This window comes from Nocardioides sp., from assembly GCF_014360585.1.
Taxonomy (GTDB): Bacteria; Actinomycetota; Actinomycetes; order Propionibacteriales; family Nocardioidaceae; genus Nocardioides.
The window spans coordinates 1-25,387 of the sequence record NZ_JACIXG010000035.1; the positions used below are offsets into that span (position 1 = coordinate 1).

General features: G+C 68.6%; 28 protein-coding genes. 14 read left to right on the forward strand and 14 right to left on the reverse strand.

The window, feature by feature from the left end:
- Positions 1 to 104 precede the first annotated feature (104 nt).
- Positions 105 to 533 carry a Rieske (2Fe-2S) protein gene (locus tag H5T77_RS13240; protein ID WP_292649939.1) on the reverse strand — a complete coding sequence of 143 codons (429 nt, stop codon included), beginning with the start codon at positions 531 to 533 and terminating at the stop codon, positions 105 to 107.
- A 76-nt stretch (positions 534 to 609) separates the two neighbouring features.
- Positions 610 to 3,579, reverse strand: coding sequence for an excinuclease ABC subunit UvrA (uvrA, locus tag H5T77_RS13245; protein ID WP_292649941.1), 2,970 nt, complete (start codon positions 3,577 to 3,579; stop codon positions 610 to 612).
- A gap of 149 nt (positions 3,580 to 3,728) precedes the next feature.
- Between uvrA and H5T77_RS13250 the strand changes: the two genes are divergently transcribed.
- Positions 3,729 to 4,412 carry an MBL fold metallo-hydrolase gene (locus tag H5T77_RS13250; protein ID WP_292649943.1) on the forward strand — a complete coding sequence of 228 codons (684 nt, stop codon included), beginning with the start codon at positions 3,729 to 3,731 and terminating at the stop codon, positions 4,410 to 4,412.
- A 16-nt stretch (positions 4,413 to 4,428) separates the two neighbouring features.
- Here the strand turns inward: H5T77_RS13250 and H5T77_RS13255 are convergent, their stop codons facing one another.
- Positions 4,429 to 4,941 carry a hypothetical protein gene (locus H5T77_RS13255; RefSeq protein WP_292649944.1) on the reverse strand — a complete coding sequence of 171 codons (513 nt, stop codon included), beginning with the start codon at positions 4,939 to 4,941 and terminating at the stop codon, positions 4,429 to 4,431.
- Between the two features lie 122 nt (positions 4,942 to 5,063).
- Here H5T77_RS13255 and H5T77_RS13260 point away from each other — a divergent pair, with 122 nt between their 5' ends.
- From H5T77_RS13260 to H5T77_RS13270, 3 genes are all read left to right on the forward strand, one after another.
- Positions 5,064 to 5,264: a hypothetical protein gene (locus tag H5T77_RS13260; RefSeq protein ID WP_292649946.1), complete on the forward strand. Its 201-nt coding sequence runs from the start codon at positions 5,064 to 5,066 to the stop codon at positions 5,262 to 5,264.
- Positions 5,265 to 5,486, forward strand: a complete 222-nt coding sequence (locus H5T77_RS13265) for a hypothetical protein (protein WP_292649948.1) — start codon at positions 5,265 to 5,267, stop codon at positions 5,484 to 5,486.
- A 328-nt stretch (positions 5,487 to 5,814) separates the two neighbouring features.
- Positions 5,815 to 6,135 (forward strand): helix-turn-helix domain-containing protein, encoded by a 321-nt coding sequence (locus H5T77_RS13270; RefSeq protein WP_292649950.1) that lies wholly within the window; start codon positions 5,815 to 5,817, stop codon positions 6,133 to 6,135.
- 15 nt (positions 6,136 to 6,150) lie between these two features.
- Here H5T77_RS13270 and H5T77_RS13275 read toward each other — a convergent pair whose 3' ends face one another.
- Positions 6,151 to 6,756 carry a ClpP family protease gene (locus H5T77_RS13275; RefSeq protein WP_292649952.1) on the reverse strand — a complete coding sequence of 202 codons (606 nt, stop codon included), beginning with the start codon at positions 6,754 to 6,756 and terminating at the stop codon, positions 6,151 to 6,153.
- Positions 6,753 to 7,385 (reverse strand): ClpP family protease, encoded by a 633-nt coding sequence (locus tag H5T77_RS13280; protein WP_292649954.1) that lies wholly within the window; start codon positions 7,383 to 7,385, stop codon positions 6,753 to 6,755. Before H5T77_RS13280 ends, H5T77_RS13275 begins: the two co-directional genes overlap by 4 nt.
- A gap of 120 nt (positions 7,386 to 7,505) precedes the next feature.
- Here H5T77_RS13280 and H5T77_RS13285 point away from each other — a divergent pair, with 120 nt between their 5' ends.
- Both H5T77_RS13285 and H5T77_RS13290 read left to right on the forward strand, forming a co-directional pair.
- A complete protein-coding gene (locus H5T77_RS13285) occupies positions 7,506 to 8,222 on the forward strand; it encodes a hypothetical protein (protein WP_292649956.1) in 717 nt (238 codons plus the stop codon).
- 20 nt (positions 8,223 to 8,242) lie between these two features.
- Positions 8,243 to 9,187, forward strand: a complete 945-nt coding sequence (locus H5T77_RS13290; protein ID WP_292649959.1) for a D-2-hydroxyacid dehydrogenase family protein — start codon at positions 8,243 to 8,245, stop codon at positions 9,185 to 9,187.
- Here the strand turns inward: H5T77_RS13290 and H5T77_RS13295 are convergent, their stop codons facing one another.
- A complete protein-coding gene (locus H5T77_RS13295) occupies positions 9,188 to 9,958 on the reverse strand; it encodes a GNAT family N-acetyltransferase (protein WP_292649961.1) in 771 nt (256 codons plus the stop codon).
- A gap of 114 nt (positions 9,959 to 10,072) precedes the next feature.
- On the opposite strand from H5T77_RS13295, the gene H5T77_RS13300 reads away from it, so the two are divergent.
- From H5T77_RS13300 to map, 3 genes are all read left to right on the forward strand, one after another.
- On the forward strand, positions 10,073 to 10,516 hold the full coding sequence (locus tag H5T77_RS13300; RefSeq protein WP_292649962.1) for a YciI family protein: 444 nt from the start codon (positions 10,073 to 10,075) through the stop codon (positions 10,514 to 10,516).
- Positions 10,513 to 11,793, forward strand: a complete 1,281-nt coding sequence (locus H5T77_RS13305) for an RNA polymerase sigma factor (protein ID WP_292649963.1) — start codon at positions 10,513 to 10,515, stop codon at positions 11,791 to 11,793. The genes H5T77_RS13300 and H5T77_RS13305 overlap by 4 nt, the downstream gene beginning before the upstream one ends.
- Before the next feature lie 67 nt (positions 11,794 to 11,860).
- Positions 11,861 to 12,628: a type I methionyl aminopeptidase gene (map, locus tag H5T77_RS13310; RefSeq protein ID WP_292649964.1), complete on the forward strand. Its 768-nt coding sequence runs from the start codon at positions 11,861 to 11,863 to the stop codon at positions 12,626 to 12,628.
- 302 nt (positions 12,629 to 12,930) lie between these two features.
- Here map and H5T77_RS13315 read toward each other — a convergent pair whose 3' ends face one another.
- From H5T77_RS13315 to H5T77_RS13335, 5 genes are all read right to left on the reverse strand, one after another.
- Entirely contained in the window at positions 12,931 to 13,215 is a 285-nt protein-coding gene (locus H5T77_RS13315) for a DUF3263 domain-containing protein (protein ID WP_292649966.1), read from the reverse strand.
- 190 nt (positions 13,216 to 13,405) lie between these two features.
- Positions 13,406 to 14,500 carry a potassium channel family protein gene (locus tag H5T77_RS13320; protein ID WP_292649968.1) on the reverse strand — a complete coding sequence of 365 codons (1,095 nt, stop codon included), beginning with the start codon at positions 14,498 to 14,500 and terminating at the stop codon, positions 13,406 to 13,408.
- 158 nt (positions 14,501 to 14,658) lie between these two features.
- Positions 14,659 to 15,504, reverse strand: coding sequence for a carbohydrate ABC transporter permease (locus H5T77_RS13325; protein WP_292649970.1), 846 nt, complete (start codon positions 15,502 to 15,504; stop codon positions 14,659 to 14,661).
- Complete coding sequence (locus H5T77_RS13330; protein WP_292649972.1) at positions 15,504 to 16,499, reverse strand: carbohydrate ABC transporter permease; 996 nt, start codon at positions 16,497 to 16,499, stop codon at positions 15,504 to 15,506. The genes H5T77_RS13325 and H5T77_RS13330 overlap by 1 nt, the downstream gene beginning before the upstream one ends.
- Entirely contained in the window at positions 16,496 to 17,797 is a 1,302-nt protein-coding gene (locus H5T77_RS13335; protein ID WP_292649974.1) for an ABC transporter substrate-binding protein, read from the reverse strand. The genes H5T77_RS13330 and H5T77_RS13335 overlap by 4 nt, the downstream gene beginning before the upstream one ends.
- Positions 17,798 to 18,054: 257 nt before the next feature.
- Between H5T77_RS13335 and H5T77_RS13340 the strand changes: the two genes are divergently transcribed.
- The gene (locus H5T77_RS13340) at positions 18,055 to 18,390 is read left to right on the forward strand and encodes a hypothetical protein (RefSeq protein ID WP_292649976.1); all 336 of its coding nucleotides are present in this window, start codon (positions 18,055 to 18,057) and stop codon (positions 18,388 to 18,390) included.
- 50 nt (positions 18,391 to 18,440) lie between these two features.
- Here the strand turns inward: H5T77_RS13340 and H5T77_RS13345 are convergent, their stop codons facing one another.
- Positions 18,441 to 19,793 carry a cation:dicarboxylate symporter family transporter gene (locus tag H5T77_RS13345; RefSeq protein WP_292649978.1) on the reverse strand — a complete coding sequence of 451 codons (1,353 nt, stop codon included), beginning with the start codon at positions 19,791 to 19,793 and terminating at the stop codon, positions 18,441 to 18,443.
- Positions 19,794 to 19,936: 143 nt separating this feature from the next.
- Between H5T77_RS13345 and H5T77_RS13350 the strand changes: the two genes are divergently transcribed.
- The 4 genes from H5T77_RS13350 to H5T77_RS13365 all read left to right on the forward strand — a co-directional run bounded on the left by H5T77_RS13350 (position 19,937) and on the right by H5T77_RS13365 (position 23,239).
- Positions 19,937 to 21,541, forward strand: coding sequence for a sensor histidine kinase (locus tag H5T77_RS13350; protein WP_292649980.1), 1,605 nt, complete (start codon positions 19,937 to 19,939; stop codon positions 21,539 to 21,541).
- On the forward strand, positions 21,538 to 22,230 hold the full coding sequence (locus H5T77_RS13355) for a response regulator (protein ID WP_292649982.1): 693 nt from the start codon (positions 21,538 to 21,540) through the stop codon (positions 22,228 to 22,230). Before H5T77_RS13350 ends, H5T77_RS13355 begins: the two co-directional genes overlap by 4 nt.
- A gap of 43 nt (positions 22,231 to 22,273) precedes the next feature.
- Positions 22,274 to 23,014, forward strand: a complete 741-nt coding sequence (locus tag H5T77_RS13360) for a class I SAM-dependent DNA methyltransferase (RefSeq protein WP_292649983.1) — start codon at positions 22,274 to 22,276, stop codon at positions 23,012 to 23,014.
- A gap of 102 nt (positions 23,015 to 23,116) precedes the next feature.
- Positions 23,117 to 23,239: a hypothetical protein gene (locus tag H5T77_RS13365; protein WP_292649984.1), complete on the forward strand. Its 123-nt coding sequence runs from the start codon at positions 23,117 to 23,119 to the stop codon at positions 23,237 to 23,239.
- A 56-nt stretch (positions 23,240 to 23,295) separates the two neighbouring features.
- Here the strand turns inward: H5T77_RS13365 and H5T77_RS13370 are convergent, their stop codons facing one another.
- The gene (locus H5T77_RS13370; protein WP_179658390.1) at positions 23,296 to 23,832 is read right to left on the reverse strand and encodes a GNAT family N-acetyltransferase; all 537 of its coding nucleotides are present in this window, start codon (positions 23,830 to 23,832) and stop codon (positions 23,296 to 23,298) included.
- Positions 23,833 to 23,836: 4 nt separating this feature from the next.
- Positions 23,837 to 25,294 (reverse strand): glycine hydroxymethyltransferase, encoded by a 1,458-nt coding sequence (locus H5T77_RS13375; RefSeq protein ID WP_292649988.1) that lies wholly within the window; start codon positions 25,292 to 25,294, stop codon positions 23,837 to 23,839.
- Between the last annotated feature and the right edge of the window lie 93 nt (positions 25,295 to 25,387).

The window sequence follows — 25,387 nt, forward strand, 5'->3', positions numbered from 1 at the left end:
TTTTGGGGGTTCCCCACTGCCTACTGCCCCCCCCCACAACTACAGACTCGGCTCGCCATATCTACGGTTTCGGCGGGAAGTGGGTGAGGGCTCGGAGGGGAGGGTCAGCTGGGGACGATCTCGCCGTCGGTGACCTCGAAGGTGACCTCTTCCAGCGGACTCGTCGCCGGGCCCTGCATGACCGAGCCGTCCTCGATCGAGAAGCGGCTGCCGTGGCACGGGCAGTCGATGCTGCCGCCGGTGACCTTCGAGACCGGGCAGTTGCGATGGGGGCAGATGGCAGAGAAGACCTTGAACGTGCCCTCGGTGGGCTGGGTGGCCACCAGGTTGCGGTCGGCGACGATCACTCCCCCGCCGACCGGGACCTCGCTGGTCGCGACCAGCGGACCGCCGCCAGCTGACTCGGTGTCACCCGAGGAGCCGGCACCTGAGTCGCTGTCACCACTGCCGCACGCGACCAGAAGAGGCACGCCGACTGCGCTCACCGCAGTGCCGGTGACGATCTTGCGTCGGGTGATTCGAGATTCACTCATACTGCCCAGGATAGGCGCGCTCGGCGGGCCGCGTCGCTCGCGGAGCACAAACCCTCAGGCAATTCTCGGACTCGGATCAGGTCGCGCTGACCTTCTTGCGAGCCGCCGGCTTCCTCTTGGCTGCCGACTTCTTGGCCGCTGTCTTCGCGACCGGCTCCGCCTTAGCCTTCACCGGCTTGTCCGGCGGCTGCTCGGCGGCCTTGCCGTCGAGCAGCGGGGCGAGGAAGCCGCCGGTGTGGCTGCCGGGAGTCGCGGCGACGGCCTCGGGCGTGCCCTCGGCGACCACGGTGCCACCGCGGTTGCCGCCCTCCGGGCCCATGTCGATGATCCAGTCTGCGGTCTTGACGACGTCGAGGTTGTGCTCGATGACCAGCACCGTGTTGCCCTTGTCGACCAGCGACGAGAGCACACCGATGAGCTTGCGAATGTCCTCGAAGTGGAGGCCGGTGGTGGGCTCGTCGAGGACGTAGAGCGTCTTGCCGGTCGAGCGCTTCTGCAGCTCGGCGGAGAGCTTGACGCGCTGCGCCTCGCCGCCGGACAGCGTCGTCGCGGGCTGTCCGAGACGCACGTATCCCAGACCGACCTCGACCAGGGTCTTCATGTGGCGCGCGATCGCGGGCACGGCCGCGAAGAACTCGACCGCCTCCTCGATCGGCATGTCGAGAACCTCGGCGATCGACTTGCCCTTGTAGTGCACCTCGAGCGTCTCGCGGTTGTAGCGCGCACCGTGGCAGACCTCGCACGGCACGTAGACGTCGGGCAGGAAGTTCATCTCGATCTTGATCGTGCCGTCGCCCGAGCACGCCTCGCAGCGGCCGCCCTTGACGTTGAACGAGAACCGACCCTGCAGGTAGCCCCGCATCTTGGCCTCCGGGGTGGAGGCGAAGAGCTTGCGGATGTGGTCGAAGACGCCGGTGTAGGTGGCCGGGTTGGACCGCGGCGTACGCCCGATCGGGGACTGGTCGACGTGGATCACCTTGTCGACGTTGTCCAGGCCGGAGATCTTGGTGTGCCGGCCCGGGACCGTGCGGGAACGGTAGAACTCCTTGGCCAGCGCGGTGTAGAGGATGTCGTTGACGAGCGTCGACTTGCCCGAGCCCGAGACGCCGGTGACCGCGAGGAAGAGACCCAGCGGGAAGGTGACGTCGACGTCCTTGAGGTTGTTCTCCTTGGCGCCGTGGACGGTCAGCTCGCGACCTGCGGTGCGCGGGCGGCGCACGGCCGGGACGGCGATCTCACGACGGCCGGCCAGATACTGGCCGGTCAGCGACTGCTCGTTGGCGAGCAGGTCCTCGACCGTGCCGGAGTGGATCACCTGGCCACCGTGCTCGCCCGCGCCGGGGCCGATGTCGACGACCCAGTCGGCGACCTTGATGGTGTCCTCGTCGTGCTCGACCACGATCAAGGTGTTGCCGAGACGCTTGAGCCGTTCGAGGGTCTCGATCAGGCGATGGTTGTCGCGCTGGTGGAGGCCGATGGAAGGCTCGTCCAGCACGTAGAGGACGCCGACCAGGCCGGAGCCGATCTGGGTCGCCAGCCGGATCCGCTGGGCCTCACCGCCGGAGAGCGACCCCGAGGGCCGCTCCAGGGAGAGGTAGTCGAGGCCGACGTCGAGGAGGAAGCGCAGCCGCGCCTGGATCTCCTTGAGGACCTGCTCGGCGATCTGCCGCTCACGGCCGCTGAGCTCGACCCGGTCGAGCCAGTCGGCGGCCTCGTTGATCGGCATCGCGCACAGCTCGGCGATGTTGAGACCGCCCTCGCTCCGCTCTCCCAGCGTCACCGAGGTGGAGACGGGCTTGAGCCGGGTGCCCTTGCAGGTCGGGCACGGCACCTGGCGCATGTAGCCCTCGAAGCGCTCACGAGTGGTGTCGGACTCCGCTTCCTTGTGACGGCGCTCGACCCAGCGGCGTACGCCTTCGAACTCCGCGTCGTAGGAGCGGCGGCGACCGTAGCGGTTGACCGAGACCACGTGCACCTTGCGTGCGTGACCGTCGAGGATCGCCTTCTGGCCAGTGGCCGGGATCGCGTCCCACGGGGTGTCGAGGTCGAAGCCCAGCTCACCACCGAGAGCCTCCAGGAGGCGGAGGAAGTAGTCGGCGACGTGGGCCTGCGACCAGGGCTGCAGGGCGCCCTCGGCGAGCGTGGCGGCAGGGTTGGGAACGACCAGCTCGGGGTCGACCTCCATCCGGGTGCCGAGCCCCGTGCAGGCCGGGCACGCGCCGAAGGGCGAGTTGAACGAGAACGAGCGCGGCTCGAGCTCGTCGGTGTCGAGCAGGTGGTCGTTGGGGCACGACATCCGCTCGGAGAACTTCATCTGCTCGCCAGTGTCGACGAAGTCGAAGACGACCAGACCGCCGGCCAGCTCCAGCGCGGTCTCGACCGAGTCGGTCAGCCGCCGCTTGGAGGACTCCTTGACCGAGAGCCGGTCGATGACCACCTCGATGGTGTGCTTCTTCTGCTTCTCCAGCTTGGGCGGCGCGTCGAGCTGGTGGGTCTCACCGTCCACCCGCACGCGGGAGTAGCCCTGCTGCTGCAGCTGGCTGAACAGCTCGACGTACTCCCCCTTGCGCGCCCGGATCACCGGGCTGAGCACCTGGAAGCGGCGCCCCTCCTCCAGGGTGAGCACGTGATCCACGATCTGCTGCGGCGTCTGCCGCTCGATCGGCGCCCCGCAGGTCGGGCAGTGCGGACGGCCGGCGCGGGCGTAGAGCAGTCGCAGGTAGTCGTAGACCTCGGTGATGGTGCCGACCGTCGATCGCGGGTTCTTCGAGGTCGACTTCTGGTCGATCGAGACCGCCGGGGAGAGCCCCTCGATGAAGTCGACGTCGGGCTTGTCCATCTGGCCGAGGAACTGTCGAGCGTACGCAGAAAGCGACTCGACGTAGCGACGCTGTCCCTCCGCGAAGATGGTGTCGAACGCAAGGCTCGACTTGCCGCTCCCGGACAGGCCGGTGAACACGATCATCGAGTCCCTGGGCAGGTCAAGGGAGACGTCCTTGAGGTTGTGCTCCCGGGCTCCCCGGATGATCAGTTGCTGCTCCGCCACGTTCTTTCCTCGTTCAGTGCTATCGCATCGCGCTACCGCGTCGAACTGATGTTCGCATCATACGACGGCGAGAAGACTCCAGATTGCACCCTCTCACGGAGCACCGACAATTTTGCTTGTGCTGGCGCCGGACGTGCTTGCATGGGGGCATGAGCGATGTCCCTTCCACTTATACAGGCGCCGTGAAACCGGGCGGCCCGGCCGACGTGCGTGAGCTCGCCGGCCTGACCGTCACGAAGGTGGCCGTCGACGAGCAGATGTCCAACAACTGCTACCTGTTGCGCTGCCGCTCCACCGGCGAGCAGCTCCTGATCGACGCCGCGGCCGAGCCCGAGACCCTGCTCCCCCTCGTCGGAGAGGAGCTGGCCACCGTCGTCACCACCCACCAGCACTGGGATCACCATCGAGCCCTGGCGGACGTCAACGCCGCGACCGGCGCCGCGGTCCTGGCCGGAGAGCCCGACGCCGCCGCGATCACGGAGGCCACCGGCGTACCCGTCTCTCGCTCCCTTTCCCACGGCGACACCGTCACTGTCGGCCGCTGCGACCTCGAGGTGATCGCGCTGCGCGGTCACACGCCCGGGTCGGTCGCTCTCGTCTACCGCGACCCCGAGGGCACGCCTCACCTGTGGACGGGCGACAGTCTCTTCCCTGGGGGCGTCGGAAACACCCAGCAGGATCCCGTACGTTTCGCCCAGCTGCTCGACGATGTCGAGGAGCGGATCTTCGCAGCTCTGCCCGACGACACCTGGTTCTATCCGGGCCACGGCGACGACTCCACGCTCGGCGCGGAGCGGCCCCATCTCGCGGAGTGGCGCGCGCGGGGGTGGTGACCCCTGCTCCGAGCGACTAGCCCCCGGTGCGGGCGAGCGACTGGGACTGCGGCTCCTCGCTCGGAGTCGGGGTCTCGGTCGGCGTCGGGGTCTCGGTCGGCTCCTCGGAATGGGTCGGCTCGGCGGTCGGCTCCGGCTCGGAAGTGCGCGTGGGGCCCGAGGTCGGCGTCGAGCCAGCGGTCTGGTCGGGCTCGGCCGGCACGCGCGGAGCCTTCGGAGGGTTCGAGTCCACAGCCGTCGCCGTCGGGCTGGGCTCGCCGGGATGGTCGATCGTGCCGTGGCGATCCTCGGCGGCACCACCCGGACGCGTGGGCGCGCCGGCTGACGGCTCCGCGGACGGCTCTGCGGCAGGGATCGGCGGCAGCCGGTCCACATCGGGGTAGGTGTCCTCGACGCCCTCGTACCCGGTGAGCGGGTCACGATCAGGGCGCTCGCCGCCTGCCAGACCGGCGACGAGGACGACTGCTCCGAGACCGGTCATGACCGCGCCGGCCAGGATGCCCGCCATGGCGACCTGCTTGATGTGCAACTCGACTCCCTGTACCCGCCCCGCGCGTGGTGTGGGGCACAGCGTAGGACAGCGAGGCGTCGAGCGTTACCCGCCCCGGGGCATCGCGACCGGCACCCCGGAGCCGAGATCAGTCAGTGGGCGTGCCCGAGGGGTCGGGCTCACCGGTGTCCGACTCGCTCGGCGACTCGGTCGGCTCGCTGGGCGACTCGGTCGGCTGGCTCGGCGACTCGCTGGGCTCGCTGGGCGACTGGCTGGGCTCGCTGGGCGACTCATCCGGCACGCTCGGCGACCCGCCTGGTCCGCCCGGGCTGCGCGTCGGCCTGGGCTCCGACGGAATCTGAGTGGGGCGTGCCGGGGCCGGGGTCGTCGAGCCCTGCGCCGACTCCTCGATCGAACGTGGGCTCCCCGGAACCGGCCCGGGCGTCTCCGGCGTCTCCGGCGCCTCGCTCCCGGGAGCGCGACTGAACGGCCCACTCTGCGACGGCGTCGATGAAGACTTCTCCAGCGGTCCGACCGGCGAGACCGGTGAGATCAGGCTGACCCCGGACTCGTCTGTGGCGTAGCTGTGGCCTGGCTCCTCGGCTCCGGCGTTTCCGACGATCAACCCACCGATCCCGATGCTCGTCATGGCCAGCCCTGTAGCCATTCCGGCCAAGGCGATCTGCTTGCGGTGCGACACGATTCCCCCGTGATACCAACGACTCGACAAGTTCTCTGGTCGTGCACAGTAGACCCACAAAGATCGAAACTGTGCGACCACTATCGGAGTGTCGGGCCTCCCTGGCAAGTCCTCGTCATCTATCGTTCGACCGATATAACCCCTGGTAAGAGGTCTGTTCGCCCCGGGCGAACGGCCCGCTCGGCCCATCCACACAGCGCTAAGGTGAGGTCATGGGCGAATTGATCAGGTTTCCCGGCCATCCGCCGCCGGACGAGGACAAGCCGGCGCCGCTGTGGCGTGAGGCAGCGGGCCAGGTGATCCGCGAGGAGCGATCCCGCCAGGAGCGTACGCTCGCCGATGTCGCCGGCGACGCCGGTGTCTCGACGCAATACCTCTCCGAGATCGAGCGCGGCCGCAAGGAGCCCAGCTCCGAGATGCTCGAGGCCGTCGGCGGCGCCCTCGGTCTCGGCCTCGTCGACCTCACCGAGCGGGTCACCCGCACGCTGCGCGCGGGCGCCCGTCTCTCCGGCCCGCTGGCTCTCGCCGCCTGACCCCGCCGGCTCGGCTCAGAGCGCCGCGAGCTTGCGGCTCTCCAGCACCGCGTCCGCCAGCCCGTACGCCACCGACTCCTCGGCGCCCAGGACGAGGTCGCGCTCGGTGTCGGTGTGGACCTGCTCCGAGCTGTGGCCGGTGTGGCGCGCGAGCAGCGCGTCCATCTCGGCACGCACCCGGCTGATCTCCTTCGCCGCGACCTGCAGGTCGGTGACATCGCCCCGCTGACCGCCCTGTCCCGGCTGCTGCAGCACCACCCGCGCATGCGGGAGGACCGTACGCCGCCCCGGCTCCCCCGCGGCCAGGAGCACCGCCGCCGAGCCCGCCGCCTGGCCCACGCACGTGGTCGCAACCGTGGCGCGGATGAACTGCATCGTGTCGTAGATGCCGAACATCGCGGTGGGGTCCCCGCCTGGCGAGCTGAGATAGAGGTTGATCTCGGAGTCCGGGGACTCCGACTCCAGGTGCAGCAGCTGCGCGATGACGACGTTGGCGACGCCGTCGTCGATCGGCGTGCCGATGTAGATGATCCGGTCCGAGAGCAGCCGGCTGTAGATGTCTACCGCACGCTCGCCGTTACGGGTCTTCTCGACGACCGAGGGGATCGTGTACGAGCTCATCGGGCACCACCGGCAGGGGAAAGGCCGAAGGCGACGCCGCGTTGCTGCACCGGCGTCACCGACTTCACGTCGTTGAGCACCTCGTCCACGAAGCCGTACTCGCGCGCCTCCTCCGCGGTGAACCATCGGTCGCGGAGCGAGTCCTTGTCGATCTGCTCGACGCTCTGGCCGGTATGAGCGGCGGTGATCCTCAGCATCTGCTCGGTCATCCGCGCCAGCCGCGCCGCCTGCACCTCGATGTCGGCCGCAGAACCGCCGATTCCGGCTGATCCCTTGTGGAGCAGCACCTCGGTGTGCGGCAGGACGTAGCGCTTCCCCGGGGTGCCCGCGGTGAGCAGGAACTGCCCCATGCTGGCAGCCATCCCCATCCCGAGCGTGGAGACGTCGTTGGGGATCAGGTGCATCACGTCGTAGATCGCCATCCCGGCCGTCACCGAGCCGCCGGGCGAGTTGATGTAGAGGGAGATGTCGCGGTGCGGGTCCTCGGCGCTGAGCAGGAGCAGCTGCGCGCAGATCCGGTTGGCGATCGCGTCGTCCACCTCCTGGCCGAGCACGATGATCCGCTGGTTCTGGAGTCTTGCCGTCAACTGCTCGTCGAGCGGCCCTGCGCTGATGGGTGTCTGGGTCATGCTGTCGAGCCTGCTCCGGGCGTACGCAGCATTCCAGCGAATCTGCCGGGGGCAGATCTGCTCTCAGCAGATCCCGCGGTCCGGCCCCGCTCCGGTCGAGGCTGCGGCACACTCTCACCCGTGCTCGCGGACATCGAACTCATCCACATCCTGGCCGCGGCAGTGGCTGCGAGCGGCCTCTACGCCCTCGTGGTCGCGACAACGACGGCAGTCAAGACACGCCGCCTCGCTCGAAATTCCCACCCCGACGCCGCGTATGCGGCCCTGTGCGCAAGTCGCGGCTGGACCTACACCAGCAAGGGCAGGAGCGCCCCGACGAGATTCCAACTGATGCCGACGGAAGAGGAATCCGCGCTACCCGCAGGTCCACAGGCGATCAACGTGGTCACCGGCACCCATACTGCCCGCCCCTTCCTCTCCTACGAGCACAGGTCGTGGTCGCGCAAGCCCTTGACGGCTCTCGCGGGCCCGACCCTCCACCGTTATCGATCGGAGCACCTTCACCTGGTCGGAATCGACCTCGGGCATCTCCACCCGTGGCTGCTCGTGCGGCCGAAGGCCTCCACCGGCAGAGGATCGCAACTGCTCTCCCGCACCGAGGACTCCTTCGAACACGCCTACTCCGTGGAGACGACCCGCAAGACATTCGCCACGGCTGTGCTCCACGACGAGATGCGCGACCACCTCCTCCGCAACCCGGCGCGCTATCAGTTCGACGGGACCTGGGTGCTCATGGTCGTCGACGGACCCGCGCGACCGGAGGACGTCGAACCACGTCTGGCCACCCTGACCGCCTTCCTCGACCTCGTACCCGATCACCTCCTGAACCGCTACTGACCACCTCGTAGGCTCTCCCCGTGCGCTGCGTGATTCTCGACGACTATCAGGACGTGGCGAGGACGTACGCCGCATGGGACTCTCTCGAAGGGGTCGAGGTCACCGCGGTGACCGATCATCTCGACCCGGACGCCCTGGTCCAGGCGCTCGACGGGGTCGAGATCGTGGTGGCGATGCGGGAGCGTACGCCGTTCTCGGCCGCCATTCTGGAGCGGCTGCCGAACCTGAGGCTGCTGGTCACGACCGGGATGCGCAACGCCTCGATCGACCTCGCCGCGGCCGAGCGGCTCGGCGTCACGGTGTGCGGCACTCCGTCGAGCCCGCACCCGCCGGTCGAGCTGACCTGGGCGCTGATCCACGCGCTGACGCGCCACATCGTCACCGAGGCGAGCAGCGTCACCTGGCAGCGGACCGTCGGGAGCGACCTCCACGGCCGGACGCTCGGTCTGCTCGGGCTCGGCAAGATCGGGGCCCGGGTCGCGGCCGTCGGACAGGCCTTCGGGATGGACGTGATCGCCTGGAGTCCTCACCTGACCGCCGAGCGCGCCGAGCCGGCCGGGGTGCGCGCGGTCGACAGGGCCACCCTGTTCGAGACCAGCGACATCCTCTCGCTCCATCTCGTCCTCGCCGAGAGCACCCGGCACATCGTCGGGCATGCCGAGCTGGCGTCGATGAAGCCGACGGCGTACCTGGTCAACACCTCGCGTGCCGGGCTGGTCGACACCGAGGCGCTGATCGCCCATCTCGGCTCCGGCACCATCGCGGGCGCAGGTCTGGACGTCTACGACGTCGAGCCGCTCCCCGCCGACGACGTGCTGCGACACCTGCCGAACGTGGTCGCCACCCCACATCTCGGCTACGTCACCGAGGACAACTACCGCTGCTTCTACGGTGGCGCCGTCGAGGACGTCGCCGCCTGGCTGGCCGGCGACCCGATCCGCCGGCTGGCACCGAAGAGCGACTGATCAGCCGAACCGGCGTACGTAGGGCGTGGTGGTGCCGACCTTGACCAGGCCCGAGCGCTCGAGGATCGGCCGGGAGAACTCGGTGGAGTCGCTGTGGATGTAGCGCTTGCCCAGGGCGATGGCGGTGCGGGCACGAGCAGCGGTCAGGGCCCGGTAGATGCCGCGGCCGCGCCACTTCTCCAGCGTCGCGCCGCCCCAGATGCCGGCGAACTCCGTGCCTGCGACCGGGTCGATCCGGCCGGCGCTGACGATCTCGCCGTCCGCCTCGGCCACCCACAGCTCGCACTCCCCCGCCGCGAGCCGACGCACCAGGTCCTCGAGCCGCGCCGCAGACGTCGGAGAGCCGAAGACGCCGTCCTGCATGATGCCGGCGGCGCGTACGTCCTCCACGTCGGTGATCGAGCGCAGACGGACGCCCTGGGGCACCGCGACGTCCACAGCGAGCAGCCGGGCCTCGCCGACCATGATCGACTCGGGCTCCTCCGGCTCGAACCCGTGTCGCAGCAGGGTCTCGTGCAGCCCCGGCGCGTGGTCGTGACCGCGGGTCTTCCACTCGATCTCCTCGATCGCCGGGTCGGCGGCGAAGTGCGCCACCGCCGCTGCGACCAGCGCCTCGATCCCGGCCTCGTCGGCCCCGTCGAGGTCCTGGTAGGAGATGAAGCCCCGTTCACCGTCGAAGGTGATCAGCCGCAGCGGCCCGTGCCGGGCCACCGACACCGCCCCGGAAGTCTCGGCGTCGGTTCGCAGCTGCTCGTCATAGGCTTTCAGCACAGCGCGAAACCTACGCCGAAGTCGGATGCGGAAGCATGTAGTTATCGGGCGGTCGGCTCCGTTCCTCAGGTGAATGGCGCTTACAGGGAGCGCCCGAAGTGGAAGGGTGAGGACATGCCTCGCTACCTGATGATCCTCGACTACCAAGGCGGCACCGACGACACTCCCGGCGGGATGGCCGGTTGGAAGCCGGATGAGCTGCAGGGCCACATGAGCTACTACGAAGCGCTCAACAAGGCCCTGTCCGAGTCCGGCGAGCTGGTCCACGTCGAGGCGCTGACGCCACCCGACCAGGCGTTCGTGGTGACCTCCGACGGCACCGACAGGACCGTCACCGACGGGCCGTTCCAGGAGTTCAAGGAGTGGGTCGCCGGCTACATGATCGTCGACGCCGAGACCGAGGAGCGTGCGCTGGAGATCGCCGGGCTCTACTCGGCCGCACCCGGTGCCGGCGGACGGCCGGTCGAGCAGCCGATCCAGGTCCGCCGGATGTACCACGGCACCGACGGCTCCTCGGTCGACGACACCATTGCCTTCGGCGAGGCGAGCATCGAGTGACCGAGGCGGTGCCCGCCGACCTGCTACGCGACCTCACGCCGCAGGTCGTCGCCATCGTCACCCGTCGCTCCGGTGACTTCTACGCGGCCGAGGACGCGGTGCAGGAGGCGCTGGTCGAAGCGGTGCGCACCTGGCCGGAACGCGGCGTTCCGGACCAGCCCCGGGGCTGGCTGGTCACCACCGCGATGCACCGCCTCGTCGACGCCAAGCGCAGCGAGTCGCGTCGCCGCGACCGCGAGCACGCTGACCACCTCGCCGAACCCGAGAGCACGGAGATGTACGCAGATCCGACCGCCTCGGGCCTCGCCTCGGCGACCGACGACTCCCTCGACGTACTCCTCCTCTGCTGCCACCCCAGCCTCACCCCGGCTTCCGCAGTGGCACTGACCCTGCGGGCGGTCGGCGGGCTGACCACCCGGGAGATCGCCCGCGCCTACCTCGTCCCGGAGAAGACGATGGCGCAGCGAATCTCCCGGGCGAAGGCGACGATCAGGGGGAGGTCGCTCGGGCTCGACGGCACCGCCGACCTCGCCGCGCGGATCCCGGCGATGATGAAGGTGCTCTACCTGCTCTTCAACGAGGGGTACGTCGCGACCGAGGGTGACCACCTCCAACGCGTCGACCTGTGTGCCGAGGCGATCCGGCTGACCCGCCTCGCCCGCGCCGCGCTCGCCCGGATGACGGGGAGCGCCCATGGCGAGCTCGTCGGGCTGCTGGCGCTGATGCTGCTGCTCGATGCCCGCCGTCCTGCCCGGATCGACGCACACGGGGCGATCGTGCCGCTGGCCGACCAGGACCGGAGTCTGTGGCGGGACGAGACCACCCGTGAGGGGATCACGCTGATCGACTCCGCCATCGGCACCGGACGGCCGGGGACCTACCAGATCCAGGCCGCCATCGCCGCGCTCCACAATCGCGCGCCCTCGGCGGAGAAGACCGACTGGCTGCAGATCACCGCGCTCTACGGGCTGCTGGAGAAGGTTGCCCCCGGGCCCGTCGTGACGCTCAACAAGGCCGTCGCGGTCGGGTACGCCGACGGGCCGGGCCCCGCGCTGGCGCTGCTCGACGACCTACTTCGCGGTTGCGCCGCGAACGGGGTCGCGGGCTTCGCCGACCATCCTCGGGTGCCCGCGGTGCGCGCTCATCTGCTGGAGCTGGCCGGGGACCTGGACGGTGCTGCCGCGGCGTACGACCTCGCCTCGGCGCGGGCCACCAACCTCGCCGAACGCCGTTTCCTGACCTCGAAGGCGGCTGCGCTGCGGGACGCTCGCTGCTGAAGCGAGGCCGGAAGCGATAGGCACCGCTGAGTTCTACTGAGAACCGTTCTCAGGCTACGCTGTGCCTGTGATCGAACTGCGCACCCCGACCCAGATCGAGCAGATGAAGCCTGCCGGCCGATTCGTGGCTGAAGTCCTGACCGCACTCCGCGAGCACGCTGCCGTGGGCGTGAACCTGCTCGAGCTCGACGAGCTGGCGCACAAGATGATCAAGGACCGCGGCGCGGAGTCCTGCTACATCGACTACCACCCGAGCTTCGGCGCGAGCCCCTTCGGCAAAGTGCTCTGCACGTCCGTCAACGACGCGGTGCTGCACGGTCTGCCCTTCGATTACACCCTCCAGGACAGCGACCTCCTCAGCGTCGACTTCGCCGTCAGCGTCGACGGCTGGGTCTCCGACTCGGCCCTCTCGGTCGTCGTCGGCACGCCCCGCCAGGAGGACCTCGACCTGATCGAGACCACCACCCAGGCGCTCGCCGCCGGCATCGACGCCGCGCGCGTCGGCAACAAGATCGGCGACATCTCCCACGCGATCGCCAGCGTCGCGCGCGCGAAGGGCCTCAAGATCAACACTCAGTTCGGTGGCCACGGCGTCGGCCGCACGATGCACGGCGACCCGCACATCGCCAACGACGGCCGCCCCGGGCGTGGCTTCAAGCTGCAGCCCGGACTCGTCATCGCGATCGAGCCGTGGTTCCTGCACACCACCGACGAGATCTTCACCGACCCCGACGGCTGGACCCTGCGCAGCGCCGACGGCTCCCGCGGTGCTCACATGGAGCACACCATCGCGATCACCGAGGACGGCCCGCTCATCCTGACCGCTCGCGACTGAGCATCGAGCACGGCCGGGACGACTGACTTTCCGAAGCCGTCTCGGCGGCTCTCCAACGGAAGCTGGATCTAGACACGCGGGTCACGGCTTCGCAGGCTCAGCCGTGCCGCTGCTCGATCTCGTCTCCCTCGGTCCTTCGCTCCTTCGTCGCGGAGCACCGGGTCGCTGAAAATAGAAGTAAGCCGCTGGCGTCTCGGGTCACCAGCGGCTTACAAGAAGAACATTAGCCGACGGGTCGGCAAACATGCAAGTACGCGCATTGCAGAATGCTGCAAACGTTCCGATCGGCTGCCTCGCGAGGACTACGGGCGCGTGCTCTTCGAGCGCTGCGTACGCCGCGAGTCGCGCTGCCGCCGCAGCCGGCGCACCAGGACGCCGTCATAGGCGAGCGCCTCGGGCTTGTCGATCAGGTCGTTGACGGCACGGTGGTAGTCGGCCGCGCTCATGCTCAGCTGCTCCCGGACCGCCTCGTCGCGGCCGATGCCGGCCGACCACCAGGAGCGCTCGAAGTCGAGCAGTCGCTTCTCGTTCTCGGAAAGACCCGGCTGCTCGTCGGCAGACCCGGGGCTGTGGGGCGCCTCGGTCATGCGGACATCATCCCAGGCGTGACGCACGCCGCCGAAACCGCCACGCACCACCGTCTCGGACTATCCGGCATAGCCCATCTGGGCCATCTTCATAAAAGTGCAGGTCAACTCTTTGATGCTCGCCGCGAGGTCGGTTAGTCTCTTCCATGTCAGCCGCTGGAGACCCGAGACTCCAGCGGCTGACTTCTATTTACGCGTCTGCGGTGTCCTCGCCATGTGTCCCCGGACGCGGCGCCCAAGGCAGCTCCTTCGCCGCTCGCACGACGATCAGCCGGTCCCCTCGCGACAGGGTGCCGACGACCGGGTCGAAGTAGCGGAAGACCTTCTCGTCGCGTACGACCGCGATCACCTGGTCGGACAGCTGCTGGGGCTGCTTGCCGACCTCGTTGACCAGCAGGTCCCGCTCGGCGACCTCCAGACCGAGGCCGGAGTTGAGCATGTCCTCCATGACCGCGCCCAAGGTCGGCGAGATGGTGGAGAGACCCATCAGTCGGCCCACCGCGTCGGCCGAGGTGATCACCGAATCCGCCCCGGACTGCTTCATCAGCGGCGCGTTCTCGCGCTCCCGGGCCGCGGCGACGATCCACGCCTCCGGGTTGATCTGGCGCACCGTCAAGATCGTGAGCACGTTGGAGTCGTCACGGTTGGTGGTGATGATGACCTGCTCGGCGTCGGTGACACCGGCCCGCATCAGCACCTCACGCCGGGTCGCGTCGCCGGTGACGACCGCCAGCCCGTCGGAGTGGGCATCGGAACGCGCCACCGGGTCGGGGTCGACGACCACGAACTCCTCCGGGCTCAGGCCGCTGCTGAGCAGCGTCTCGACGGCGCTGCGGCCCTTGGTGCCGTAGCCCACGACGACGATGTGCTGAGCCATCTTCTTCCTCCATCGAGCGACTCGGATGAGGTCACGGCCCTGCTTGGTGAGGACCTCGAGCGTGGTGCCGATCAGCAGCACCAGGAACGCGATGCGCGCCGGCGTGATGATGAACGCGTTGATCATCCGCGCATGATCGGCGACGGGCGCGATGTCACCGTAGCCGGTCGTGCTCAACGTGACCGTCGTGTAGTAGAGCGCGTCGAGCAGCGAGACCTCACCCGTCGGGTCAGCGTTGTCGATATACGCGTCACGGTCGAAGTAGACCAGCAGCGTGGTGCCGACCAGGATCGCCACGGCGGCCAACAACCGTCGTCCGAGTTGCCACCACGGCGACCGCACCGTCTCGGGAAGGGCGACCTGCTCGGCCCCAGCCCACTTGGGGGCGTACGCGGATGTCTCGGACACGTCACAGACCCTATCCGTCACCGTCTGCCGTCCGTCGCAGGCGTGGCTCCGACATCCGCCGTGTCACCGGCGAGCGCCGGGTCGGCAGGGGACGTGGAGCACGAACGGGCGCCATGTCATCGACACGGCGCCCGTTGCGTAGAGCTGTTCGACCTCGGTCAGCCCTTCACAGACCCGGCCGTGAGCCCACGGACGAAGTAACGCTGCAACGAGAAGAACACGAGCAGCGGCACCGTCATCGTGATGAACGCACCGGCGGTGAGCAGGTGCCACTCCTGCCCACGGTCGCCGATCAGGTCACGCAGGGTGATCGTGACGACCTCGTTGTCGCCGGCTCCCAGGAAGATCAGGGCGACCAGCAGGTCGTTCCAGACCCAGAGGAACTGGAAGATCGCGAACGCGGCCAGCGCGGGCACCGACATCGGCACGATCAGTCTCCAGAACGTCTGGAAGTGCGAGGCACCGTCGATCTCGGCGGACTCGATGATCTCCTGCGGCAGGCTGGCCATGTAGTTGCGCAGGATGTAGACCGCCAGCGGCATCCCGAACGCCGTGTGAGCCAGCCACACCGCGAGGAAGGTGCCGTTGAGGTTGTAGTCGCCGAACAGGTTGAGCAGCGGCACGAAGGCAACCTGCAGGGGCACGACCAGCAGCCCGACGATCAGCATGAACAGCACGTTGCGCCCCGGGAACCGCATGAACGTGAACGCGTACGCAGCGAACGCGGCGATCATGATCGGCAGCACCGTCGCGGGGACGGAGACCACGAGCGAGTTCACGAAGGCGTTGGCCATCCCGCTCTCCAGGACCTGCGCATAGCTGTCGAACGTCCACTGGGACACGTCGAACGGGTCGGTGAAGACCGTCCACCAGCCGCTCGACTTCACATCGGCCTCGTCACGGAACGACGAGATCAGCAGACCCAGGGTCGGGATGAACCACAGGACACACAGCAGGACGATGCCCACACGGACAGCGACGCTGCCCAAGGTGATGTTCCTCATCAGCGGGCCTCCTGCTTCTTGAACTGGCGCATCTGATAGATCATCACCGGGATCACCGCGACCATCAGGACCACGACGACCGCGGCCGCTCGACCGGCGTCACCGAACTCGAAGAGCTCGAGGACGAAGGTGTTGGCCAGCACCGAGGTGCCGGCCCGGCCACCGGTCATCACGTAGACGATGTCGAAGACCTTCATCACCAAGATGAGGATGGTCACGAAGACCACGATCACCGTCGGCCAGATCTGCGGCACGACGACCTTGAAGAAGATCTGGATCTCGCTGGCCCCGTCGATGCGCGCCGCCTCCACGGTGTCGTCGGGGACACCCTTGATCGCCGAGGAGAGCAGCACCATCGCGAACCCCGCCTGCAGCCAGACCATGATGATGATCAGGAGCAGGTCGTTGAGGTTGTAGTCGGAGATCCGCAGCCAGGCGACGGGCTCGAACCCGAGGCTCGTCGAGATCGCCGAGAGGAGCCCGATCTGCTGGTCGCCCTGCGCGAACCTGGTCGCGTAGACGAAGCCCCAGATCGTGCTCGCTCCGACGAAGCTGATCGCCATCGGCATGAAGATGACCGACTTCGCGATCCGCTCCGGCAGCGCCTTGAGCCGGTCGGCCAGCACCGCCACGAGCAGGCCCACGATCACGCTCCCCGCCGGGACGATGAGGATCCAGAGCAGGTTGTTGACCAGCGTGCCGATGAACTCGTCGTCCTGGAACAGGTCGACGTAGTTCTGGAAGCCCACCCAGTCGATGCTGTTGGCGTCGGCGAAGCTGTACATCACCGTCACCAGAGCCGGGTAGACCAGGAAGACGGTGACCACCAAGATGGCCGGGCCGATGAAGACGAACGGCTTGATCCGCTTGTCCCACTTGCCTGGCAGGAGACCCACCAGGAAGTTCAGCACCCAGTACAGCGCGGCGGTGCCGCCGACCCCCAGGACGATCGCAACGAGGCCGTTGACGATCTTCAGGAAAGGGTCATCGCTCATCCTCGCCAGCTCTTCTCGATCGCGTCGGCAGCCTCCTGAGCGCTCTTCTCACCTCCGACGTAGGCGTTCATCTCGCTCCAGAACGTGCCGGCGCCGACCTGCGCGGGCATCAGGTCCGAGCCGTCGAAACGGAAGGTGTCGGCGTCCTGCAGCAGGGTCGCGATCTCTCCGAGCATCGGGTCGGCGTAGTTGGAGTTGTCGAACTCGACGCTCGGCGAGAGCCAGCCGCCGGACTTGGCCCACTCGACGCCGAAGTCGGGGGAGGCGAAGAACTCCATCAGCTCCACCACGTCGGTGTCGTTGGTGAAAGCGGTCGCCATGTCACCGGCACCGAGCACCGGGTTGCCCTCGAAGCCACCCTCCATGCTGCCGGGCAGCGCGAAGACGCCGACGTTGCCGGCCAGGTCCGCCTGGACCTCCTTCGGGAAGAACGTGGTGATGAAGTTGGCCTGGCGGTGCATCTGGCAGCCCGGCGGGTTGCTGAACAGCGGCAACGGCGAGTCACCGAAGGGCTCGCTCAGGGTGCCGTCGGCGCCGCCGCGTACGTTCTTCGGCTTGTTGATGATCTCGCCCATGGTCTCGATCGCCTCGACGATCGCCGGGTCGTTGAAGGGGACCTCGTGGCTGGTCCACTTGTCGTAGAACTCCGGGCCCTCCTGGCGCAGGACGATCTCCTCGACCCAGTCGGTGTAGACCCAGCCGGTGTCAGCACCAGCCTCGGCACCGAGGCACCACGGGGTCTGGCCCTTGGAGATGATCTGGTCCTGGAGCGTCATCAGCTCGCCCCACATCGTGGGCGTCTTGTAGCCGGACTGCTCGAAGTTCTTGGGCGTCCAGACCAGCGACTTCATCGAGACCCGGACGGGCACGCCGTAGGTCTTGTCGTCGATCTTCACCGAGTCCGTCAGACCCGGGATCATCGTGTCCTCGAGCGCGCCGACGTCCATGAGGTCGTCGAGGGGAAGCGTGTCGCCCGACTCGGTCAGGTCGTTGACCAGACCAGGCTGCGGGAAGAGCGCGATGTCGGGCGCGTCGTTTCCGTTGACCTTGGTGCGGATCTCGGTGGTGAAGTCCGCCGAGGGCGTGTACGTCACCTCGATCCCGGTCTCCTTGGTGAACGTGTCGAGGGCCGCGTTGAGCCCCACCGCCTCGCCCTCGGGGATCGCACCGAGGATCTGGATGCTGCCGTCGCCCTCTTTGGTCTCGCCGGCATCGTTGCTGCCACCGCCACCCGGCACCCCACAGCCGGTCACGGCGAGCAGGCCTGCTGCTACTGCTCCGATTTGCCACTTGCGCACGTGCATTGGATTGCACCCTCCATCGTCGTTTTGATCCACGGAGTCGTGCCACGCAGGCCGCGTCGGGTCCACGAGGCAGCGCCTCGTTATGTGATCTCCGTAACACTAGTCGCTACGGTCCATCGATGTCCCGGGCAAATTGTCGAACATTCACCCGAGAACGCGCAGGACGATACCGCTCACGCGCCCGGGCGCCGGGGAGGCCCACCAGCCCGGCGTGACTCCGACGCACCGCGTAGGCCAGAATCAGCGACCAAATGAACTATCCCCACGCTCCCCGTCAGGGGCCTCATCACGAGCACCCTCGCGACCCGCTGGCCGTGGCCGGCCGGTTGGCCGCCGTCATCTGCTCGACCGTCTTGTGGCTGATCGCAGCGATCGCCATCATCGGCGCCGTCGTCGGCATCTTCCGGGCTTTCGGCGGGGACCTGTCCTGGCGCATGGTCGGGATCTGGACCGTCGTCGGCATCGGCTGCTTCGCATTCTCGTGGATCGTCGCAGCACTCGGCCGGATCGGGCTCGACGACGGGCCGATCGGGTCGTGGCGCGTCGCGCCGTTCGAGCTGGCGCGGATCCTCTACCGCAACAGATGAAACGGGCCGTACGCAGCGTCCCGACGCGCTGCGTACGGCCCGTGGTGGGGCTACACCAGTGACTTCTCACCTTCCGCCGCGGGCGGCGGGGCAGCGTGGTCGTCGATCATCCTGGTCTCGTCGAACGGATCCTTGCCGTCCAGGACCCGGTCGAGTTGAGGCCGGTCGACGGTCTTGGTCCAGTGACCGATGAGCACGGTCGCGACCGAGTTGCCCGCGAAGTTGGTCAACGCCCGAGCCTCCGACATGAACCGGTCGATCCCCACGATCAGGCCGACCCCGTCGACCAGCTCCGGTCGATGCGACTGCAGACCACCAGCAAGCGTGGCCAGACCGGCGCCGGTGACACCGGCAGCGCCCTTCGAGGCGATCATCATGAACAACAGCAGCCCGATCTGCTCGCCGATGCTCAGCGGGTCACCCATCGCGTCCGCGATGAAGATCGAGGCCATCGTCAGGTAGATCGCGGTGCCGTCCAGGTTGAACGAGTAGCCGGTGGGGACAACGACGCCGACCGTCGCCTGCTCGACGCCTGCGTGCTCCATCTTCGCGATCAGACGCGGCAGCGCCGACTCCGAGGAGCTCGTGGAGAAGATGAGCAGGAACTCGCGGGCGAGATACTTGAAGAGCTTGAACACGTTGACCCCGGTGACCAGCTTCAGGAGCAGGCCGAGCACGAGGAAGACGAACAGCACGCAGGTGATGTAGAAGGCCACCATGATCACGGCCAGGCTCTTGAGCGCGTCGACGCCAGTCTCGCCGACGACGCCGGCGATGGCACCGAAGGCACCGACGGGCGCGGCCCACATGATCATCGCGAGCACCCGGAAGACGAGCTTCTGGGCCCAGACGATCACGTTCAGGATCGGCCTGCCCGACTCGCCCATGCGCTGGAGTGCGAACCCGACCAGCAGCGCGACCAACAAGGTCTGGAGCACGACACCCGAGGTCAGGGCCGAGAACATGCTGGTCGGAATGATGCCAAGGAGGAAGTCGGTGGTGCTCCCGTGTCCCTCAGAGGCGGCCTCCTGGCCGACCTGCGACGACTCGGTGTTGATCTGCAGCCCGCTGCCCGGATCGATCAGGTTGCCGACCACCATGCCGATGGCCAGGGCGGCCGTCGACATCGTGATGAAGTACAACAGCGCCAGACCGCCGACCTTGCCGACCTTCGCGGCGCTCGCCACCGAGCCCACACCGATCACCAAGGTGCAGAAGATGACCGGCTGGATCATCATCTTGATCAAGTTCACGAACGCCGTGCCGACCGGCTTCAACTGCACTGCGAAGCTGGGGAACAGCAATCCGACGGCGATACCCAGGCACACCGCCACGATCACCGCTATGTAGAGATAGTGGGTCCGGTCCTTCTTCGGTGGCGCCCCGCTTGTGATCGTGCTCATCGTTCCTCCTGGTCCGGTGTGTGTCCGGCGCCCCGGCGGGCAACCGCGGCAACTCTCCAGCAGATCGTGACGACGGTCACTGTTGTGTTCGTTGTGTTCGTGGCCAGGGTCACAACCACGCTCATGTGGGTGAGAATGACGAGATGTCCCGCACCCGACCTGCCCGACGCCACCTTCTGCGCGATCGCCCGGTGGCGCAGCAGGTGCTGCTCCTGCAGCTCGGCACGGTGTTCCTGCTCGTCGTCACCGGGATCCTGCTGGCCGCCTACGACGCCCAGCGCGACTCCTACAGCCGCGCCACCCAACGTGCCGTGGCCGTCGCCCAGACCGTCGCCGACTCCCCCACCGTCCGCACGGCGCTGCGCGGCGACGACCCGACGGCGACGCTCCAGCCGTGGGCCGAGGAGGTACGCCGCGACACGGACACCGACTTCGTCGTCGTCATGGGCCTGGACCGCACCCGCCACACCCACACCGACCCAGACGAGATCGGCGGAAAGTTCGTCGGCGACCTGGGCGGCGCCCCCGACGGCAAGGTCTTCACCCAGCAGTACACCGGCACGCTCGGCCCGTCGGTGCGGTCGGTGGTGCCGGTCGAGGACGGCGACGAGGTCGTCGCGCTCGTCTCCGTCGGCATCACGCTCAGCGACATCAACCGCGGGCTCAAGCGCGACGTCGGGATCGTGCTGCTGTGCGGCGGCCTCGTGCTGGCAGTCGGCCTGCTCGGTGCCTGGCTGCTGAGCCGACGCCTGCACCGGCTGACCCACGGCATGGGCGAGCGCGAGCTGGCCAGGATGTACGAGTACTACTCCGCGGTCCTCAGCTCTGTCCGCGAGGGCCTGCTGCTGCTCGACGGCGAGGGGCGGGTGCAGCTGGTCAACGACGAGGCACGACGCCTGCTGGCGCTCCCGGACGACGTGGTCGGCACCCGGATCGAGGACCTAGACCTGGCGCCCGGCCTGGTCGCCGCCGCCCGCGGCCGCACCCCCGAGACCGACGACCTCTACCTCGCCGGTGACCGGATCCTCGTCGTCTCCTCGGCACCGGCCCGGTGGGCCGGGCGCGACGTCGGCGCCGTCGTGACCCTCCGAGACCACACCGAGCTGCGCTCGGTGACCGGTGAGCTCGAGGTCGTACGCCGCCTCACCGAGTCGCTCCGGTCGCAGAACCACGAAGCGGCCAACCGGCTGCACACCGTGGTGTCGCTCATCGAGATGGGCCGATCGCACGAGGCGGTCGAGTTCGCCACCGAGGAGCTGCAGGTCGCCCAGCTCCTCACCGACCAGGTCGTCGGGGCCGTCGAGGACCCCGTCGTCGCCGCGCTGCTGCTCGGCAAGTCGGCCGAGGCGGCCGAGCAGGCCATCGAGCTGCGTATCGAGGGCGAGCTGCCGTCCGACACGGGCGTCGCGCCGCGCGACCTGGTGACCGTGCTCGGCAACCTGGTCGACAACGCGTTCGAGGCCGTCGCCGACGCGGAGTCCCGCCAGGTCGAGGTCCACCTCACCGGAGACGACACCACCCTCACGGTCCGCGTGGGTGACAGCGGGCCTGGTCTCGACGACGTCACCTCGGCGCGCGTCCTCGACCGCGGGTGGACCACGAAGGCCGAGCCCGGCACCGGCCGCGGCCTCGGGCTCGCCCTCGTCGGTCAGGTCGCCCGGCGCCGCGGCGGGGCGGTCACCGTCGGCCGCTCGCACCTCGGCGGGGCCGAGTTCACGGTCACTCTCGCCACGGAGGCCGCAGCATGACGGTGCGAGTGCTGGTGGTGGAGGACGAGGCGCTCGCCGCCGAGGCGCACGCGGCGTACGTCGGGCGGGTCTCGGGCTTCGCGCCGGCGGGGATCGCGCGATCGGCACGGGAGGCGGTCCGCGCGCTCGACGCGGCTCGTGACGCCGGGGCTCCGGTCGACCTGATCCTGCTCGACATGAACCTGCCCGACGGGCACGGGCTCGGGCTGCTCAGCAGGCTGCGTGCCGCCGGGCACCTGTGCGACGTGATCGCGGTGACCGCCGCGCGCGACACGAAGGTGGTGCGGCAGGCCGTCGTCCAGGGAGTCGTGCTCTACCTGCTCAAGCCGTTCACGTTCGCGACCTTCCGAGCCAAGCTCGAGCAGTACGCCGACTACCGGGCCCGGTTGGACGCCGCCCCCGAGGAGGTCGTCCAGGACGAGGTCGACCAGCTCCTGGGTTCGCTGCGCTCCACCACGAGCACCCCGCTGCCGAAGGGCATGAGCCCGGAGACGCTGCGGGCGGTGACGGCGGCGCTGCGCGAGGCCGATCGCGACCTGTCCGCGAGCGAGGTCGCCGCCGTGGTCGGTGCCTCGCGGGTGACGGCCCGGCGCTACCTCGAGCACCTCGCCGACAAGGGTCTGGCCGCGCGCGGGGTCCGCTACGGACCCGGCGGCGGCCGGCCCGAGGTCGGCTACTCCTGGCGGTAAATCGTTCGCGCGCGGAGCCCTCGGGCGGGCAGAGTCGATGCCCATGACCAGCAGCGATCTGTGGACCCGCGAGACGGCCGAGAGCTACGACGACCCGAACGACTGGGTGAACTCACCCGAGGTGACCGGTCCGGTCGCCCGGTTCCTCGCCGAGGTCGCCGACGGCGGGCCGGCGCTCGAGCTCGCCATCGGGACGGGTCGGATCGGCGTACCGCTGCGGGAGCTCGGTGTCCCGGTCACCGGCATCGAGCTCTCCCAGCCGATGGTCGACGTCCTGCGGCGCAAGGCCAGCGAGGAGGAGATCCCGGTCGTGGTCGGCGACATGGCCGCTGCCGAGGCGCCTGGGCTCGGGACGTACGCCTTGGTCTATCTGGTCTACAACACGATCTCCAACCTGCTGACCCAGGACGAGCAGGTCGCCTGCTTCGCCAACGCAGCGCGGCATCTGGCGCCGGGTGGCCGGTTCGTGATCGAGCTGTGGGTGCCGACGCTTCGGCTGCTGCCGCCGACGTCGGTGGCAACGACGTTCGACGTCTCCGACCGTCACGTCGGCCTCGACACCATCGACACCGCCACGCAGCGGCTGACCTCGCACCATTTCACCAAGGACGGCGACTCCTACCGTCGCGGCGCTTCCAACCACCGTTACATCTGGCCGGCCGAGTGCGACCTGATGGCCCGGCTCGCTGGGCTGACGCTGGAGTCCCGTTACGGCGCCTGGGACCGTTCCCAGTTCACCAGCGACTCCACGAGCCACGTCTCCGTGTGGCGCAAGCCGGCATAGTGCTGGACCGGCTTTCACGGAGCAGAGAGACTGAAGGTGGACGACGAATCCACCTATCCAAATCACCACCAGAAGGGAGCGTGTGATGAGCATCGCCAGCCAGTGCTCACCCACGATCTCCGCGAGGGCTACTTCGTGGAGACCGGTCGCTTCACCGGTGGCATGGCGCGGTTGACGTACGGCGAGACCGTGGTGCCCGTCGACGTCGACGCGCTGCTCGGCTGAGACCGGCCGTCAGGCCGCTGGAGCGTACGCCGCCCGCCATCGGCGGGGCTCCGCCATCAGGTGAGGCGCAGCGCCATCTTCGACTCGGTGCGCGGATCACCCTCGGGGAAGGACTGGGTCTCACCGGTGAGCTCGAAGCCGAGGCGCTCGTAGAGACGGCGCCCGGACTCGTTGCCGTCGACGACCCACAGGGTCAGCACGGAGGCGCCGTCACGGCGCGCCCAGCCGGCGACGGCCAGGATGAGGCCCTCGGCCAGACCGTGACCACGCGCCTCCGGCGCGAGCCACATGTTGATCAGGTGGTGCTCGTCGTCGTGGATGATCCCGGCGGCGAGGCCTGACGGCTTCTCGCCCAGCCAGGCGATGTAGGCCGCACCGGAGGCCGCCCAAAGCCGCCAGCGCTCGTCGGGCCAGGTGACGACCTCGTCGTAGGACGCCCAGAACGCACGAGGAGTGTCCTGGAGAGCCGCGAGGCGCACCTTCTTGAGCGCCGGCCACTCGTCCTCGACGACGACACGCACCTCCGCCGTCGGGACCACCTTCTCAGGGGCCCCGACGCCGGGGATCGAGCTGGGTCGCTTCGGAGCAGGCACGGAATCAGGCGAGGTCGAGACCGGGGTACAGCGGGAACTTCGCGAGGAGCTCCGCCGCGGCGGCCTTCGTGTTGTCGGCGACGCCGTCCTCGATGGCGTAGGACGCCTTGGACGGACCACCGGCCTTCGTCGTGCCCGGGGTGGTCTTGGAGAGCACGTCGACGATCAGCTCGGCGACGCGGTCGAACTCGTCGGCGCCGAAGCCGCGGGTGGTCAGGGCCGGGGTGCCGAGGCGGATGCCCGAGGTGTACCAGGCACCGTTGGGGTCGGCCGGGACCGAGTTGCGGTTGGTGACCACGCCGGAGTCGAGCAGGGCCGTCTCGGCCTGACGGCCGGTGAGGCCGAACGAGGTCACGTCGAGGAGGACGAGGTGGTTGTCCGTGCCACCGGTGACCAGCTTGGCGCCGCGCTTGAGGAAGCCCTCGGCGAGGCTCTTGGCGTTGTCGGCCACGTCCTGGGCGTAGGTCTGGAAGCTCTCCTGCTTCGCCTCGGCGAAGGCGACGGCCTTGGCGGCCATCACGTGGGACAGCGGGCCGCCGAGGACCATCGGGCAGCCGCGGTCGACGCTCGGGGCGTACTCCTCGGTGGCCAGGATGAACCCACCGCGCGGGCCACGCAGCGACTTGTGCGAGGTGCTCGTGACGACGTCGGCATAGGGAACCGGGTTCTCCTCGCCCTGAAACACCTTGCCGGCGACGAGGCCGGCGAAGTGGGCCATGTCGACCATCAGGGTGGCGCCGACCTCGTCGGCGATCTCGCGCATCTTGGCGAAGTTCACCCGGCGCGGGTAGGCGGAGTAGCCCGCCACGATGATCAGCGGCTGGAACTCCTTCGCCTTGGCACGCAGCGAGTCGTAGTCGAGCAGCCCGGTCTCCGGGTCGGTGCCGTACTGGTTCTGGTGGAACATCTTGCCCGAGATGTTCGGGCGGAAGCCGTGGGTGAGGTGGCCGCCGGCGTCGAGCGACATGCCCAGCAGGCGCTGGTTGCCGAGCTCGCCGCGAAGCGTCTCCCAGTCGGCCTCGGAGAGCTCGTTCATGTTCTTGACGGCCATCTTCTCCAGCCACGGACCCTCGACGCGGTGGGCGAGGATGGCCCAGTACGCGGTCAGGTTGGCGTCGATGCCGGAGTGGGGCTGCACATAGGCGTACTCCGCACCGAAGAGCTCGCGTGCGTGCTCGGCAGCGATCTGCTCGACGGTGTCGACGTTCTGGCAGCCGGCGTAGAAGCGGTGGCCGACGGTGCCCTCGGCGTACTTGTCGGAGAACCAGGTGCCCATCGTCATCAGCGTGGCGGGGCTCGCGTAGTTCTCGCTCGCGATCAGCTTGAGGCTGGCTCGCTGGTCGGCGAGCTCCTGCTTGGTCGCCTCGGCGATGCGGGGCTCCACGGAGGCGATGACCTCGAGGGCTTGGTTGTAGGCAGAACTCACAGTCCCTGCGTTTGCCGGGGCAGACAGATCGCTCATGGGTGACAGCGTAGTCAGCCGTGTGGGCGAGAGCAGCATCGTGGTCCCCGGTGGGTTGCGTACGTCTTCTACCACCGTCCACGGGAATGGTCG

Excerpts from the sequence above, each read along its gene's own strand:
- H5T77_RS13330 (WP_292649972.1), bottom strand. The coding sequence starts at position 16,499 with ATGAGCGATGACCCTTTCCTGAAGATCGTCAACGGCCTCGTTGCGATC.
- H5T77_RS13355 (WP_292649982.1), top strand. The coding sequence starts at position 21,538 with ATGACGGTGCGAGTGCTGGTGGTGGAGGACGAGGCGCTCGCCGCCGAG.
- H5T77_RS13360 (WP_292649983.1), top strand. The coding sequence starts at position 22,274 with ATGACCAGCAGCGATCTGTGGACCCGCGAGACGGCCGAGAGCTACGAC.
- H5T77_RS13280 (WP_292649954.1), bottom strand. The coding sequence starts at position 7,385 with ATGACCCAGACACCCATCAGCGCAGGGCCGCTCGACGAGCAGTTGACG.
- H5T77_RS13345 (WP_292649978.1), bottom strand. The coding sequence starts at position 19,793 with ATGAGCACGATCACAAGCGGGGCGCCACCGAAGAAGGACCGGACCCAC.
- H5T77_RS13315 (WP_292649966.1), bottom strand. The coding sequence starts at position 13,215 with ATGACCGAGGCGCCCCACAGCCCCGGGTCTGCCGACGAGCAGCCGGGT.
- H5T77_RS13340 (WP_292649976.1), top strand. The coding sequence starts at position 18,055 with ATGAACTATCCCCACGCTCCCCGTCAGGGGCCTCATCACGAGCACCCT.
- H5T77_RS13350 (WP_292649980.1), top strand. The coding sequence starts at position 19,937 with ATGTCCCGCACCCGACCTGCCCGACGCCACCTTCTGCGCGATCGCCCG.
- H5T77_RS13375 (WP_292649988.1), bottom strand. The coding sequence starts at position 25,294 with ATGAGCGATCTGTCTGCCCCGGCAAACGCAGGGACTGTGAGTTCTGCC.
- H5T77_RS13300 (WP_292649962.1), top strand. The coding sequence starts at position 10,073 with ATGCCTCGCTACCTGATGATCCTCGACTACCAAGGCGGCACCGACGAC.
- H5T77_RS13275 (WP_292649952.1), bottom strand. The coding sequence starts at position 6,756 with ATGAGCTCGTACACGATCCCCTCGGTCGTCGAGAAGACCCGTAACGGC.
- H5T77_RS13240 (WP_292649939.1), bottom strand. The coding sequence starts at position 533 with ATGAGTGAATCTCGAATCACCCGACGCAAGATCGTCACCGGCACTGCG.
- H5T77_RS13250 (WP_292649943.1), top strand. The coding sequence starts at position 3,729 with ATGAGCGATGTCCCTTCCACTTATACAGGCGCCGTGAAACCGGGCGGC.
- H5T77_RS13270 (WP_292649950.1), top strand. The coding sequence starts at position 5,815 with ATGGGCGAATTGATCAGGTTTCCCGGCCATCCGCCGCCGGACGAGGAC.
- H5T77_RS13325 (WP_292649970.1), bottom strand. The coding sequence starts at position 15,504 with ATGAGGAACATCACCTTGGGCAGCGTCGCTGTCCGTGTGGGCATCGTC.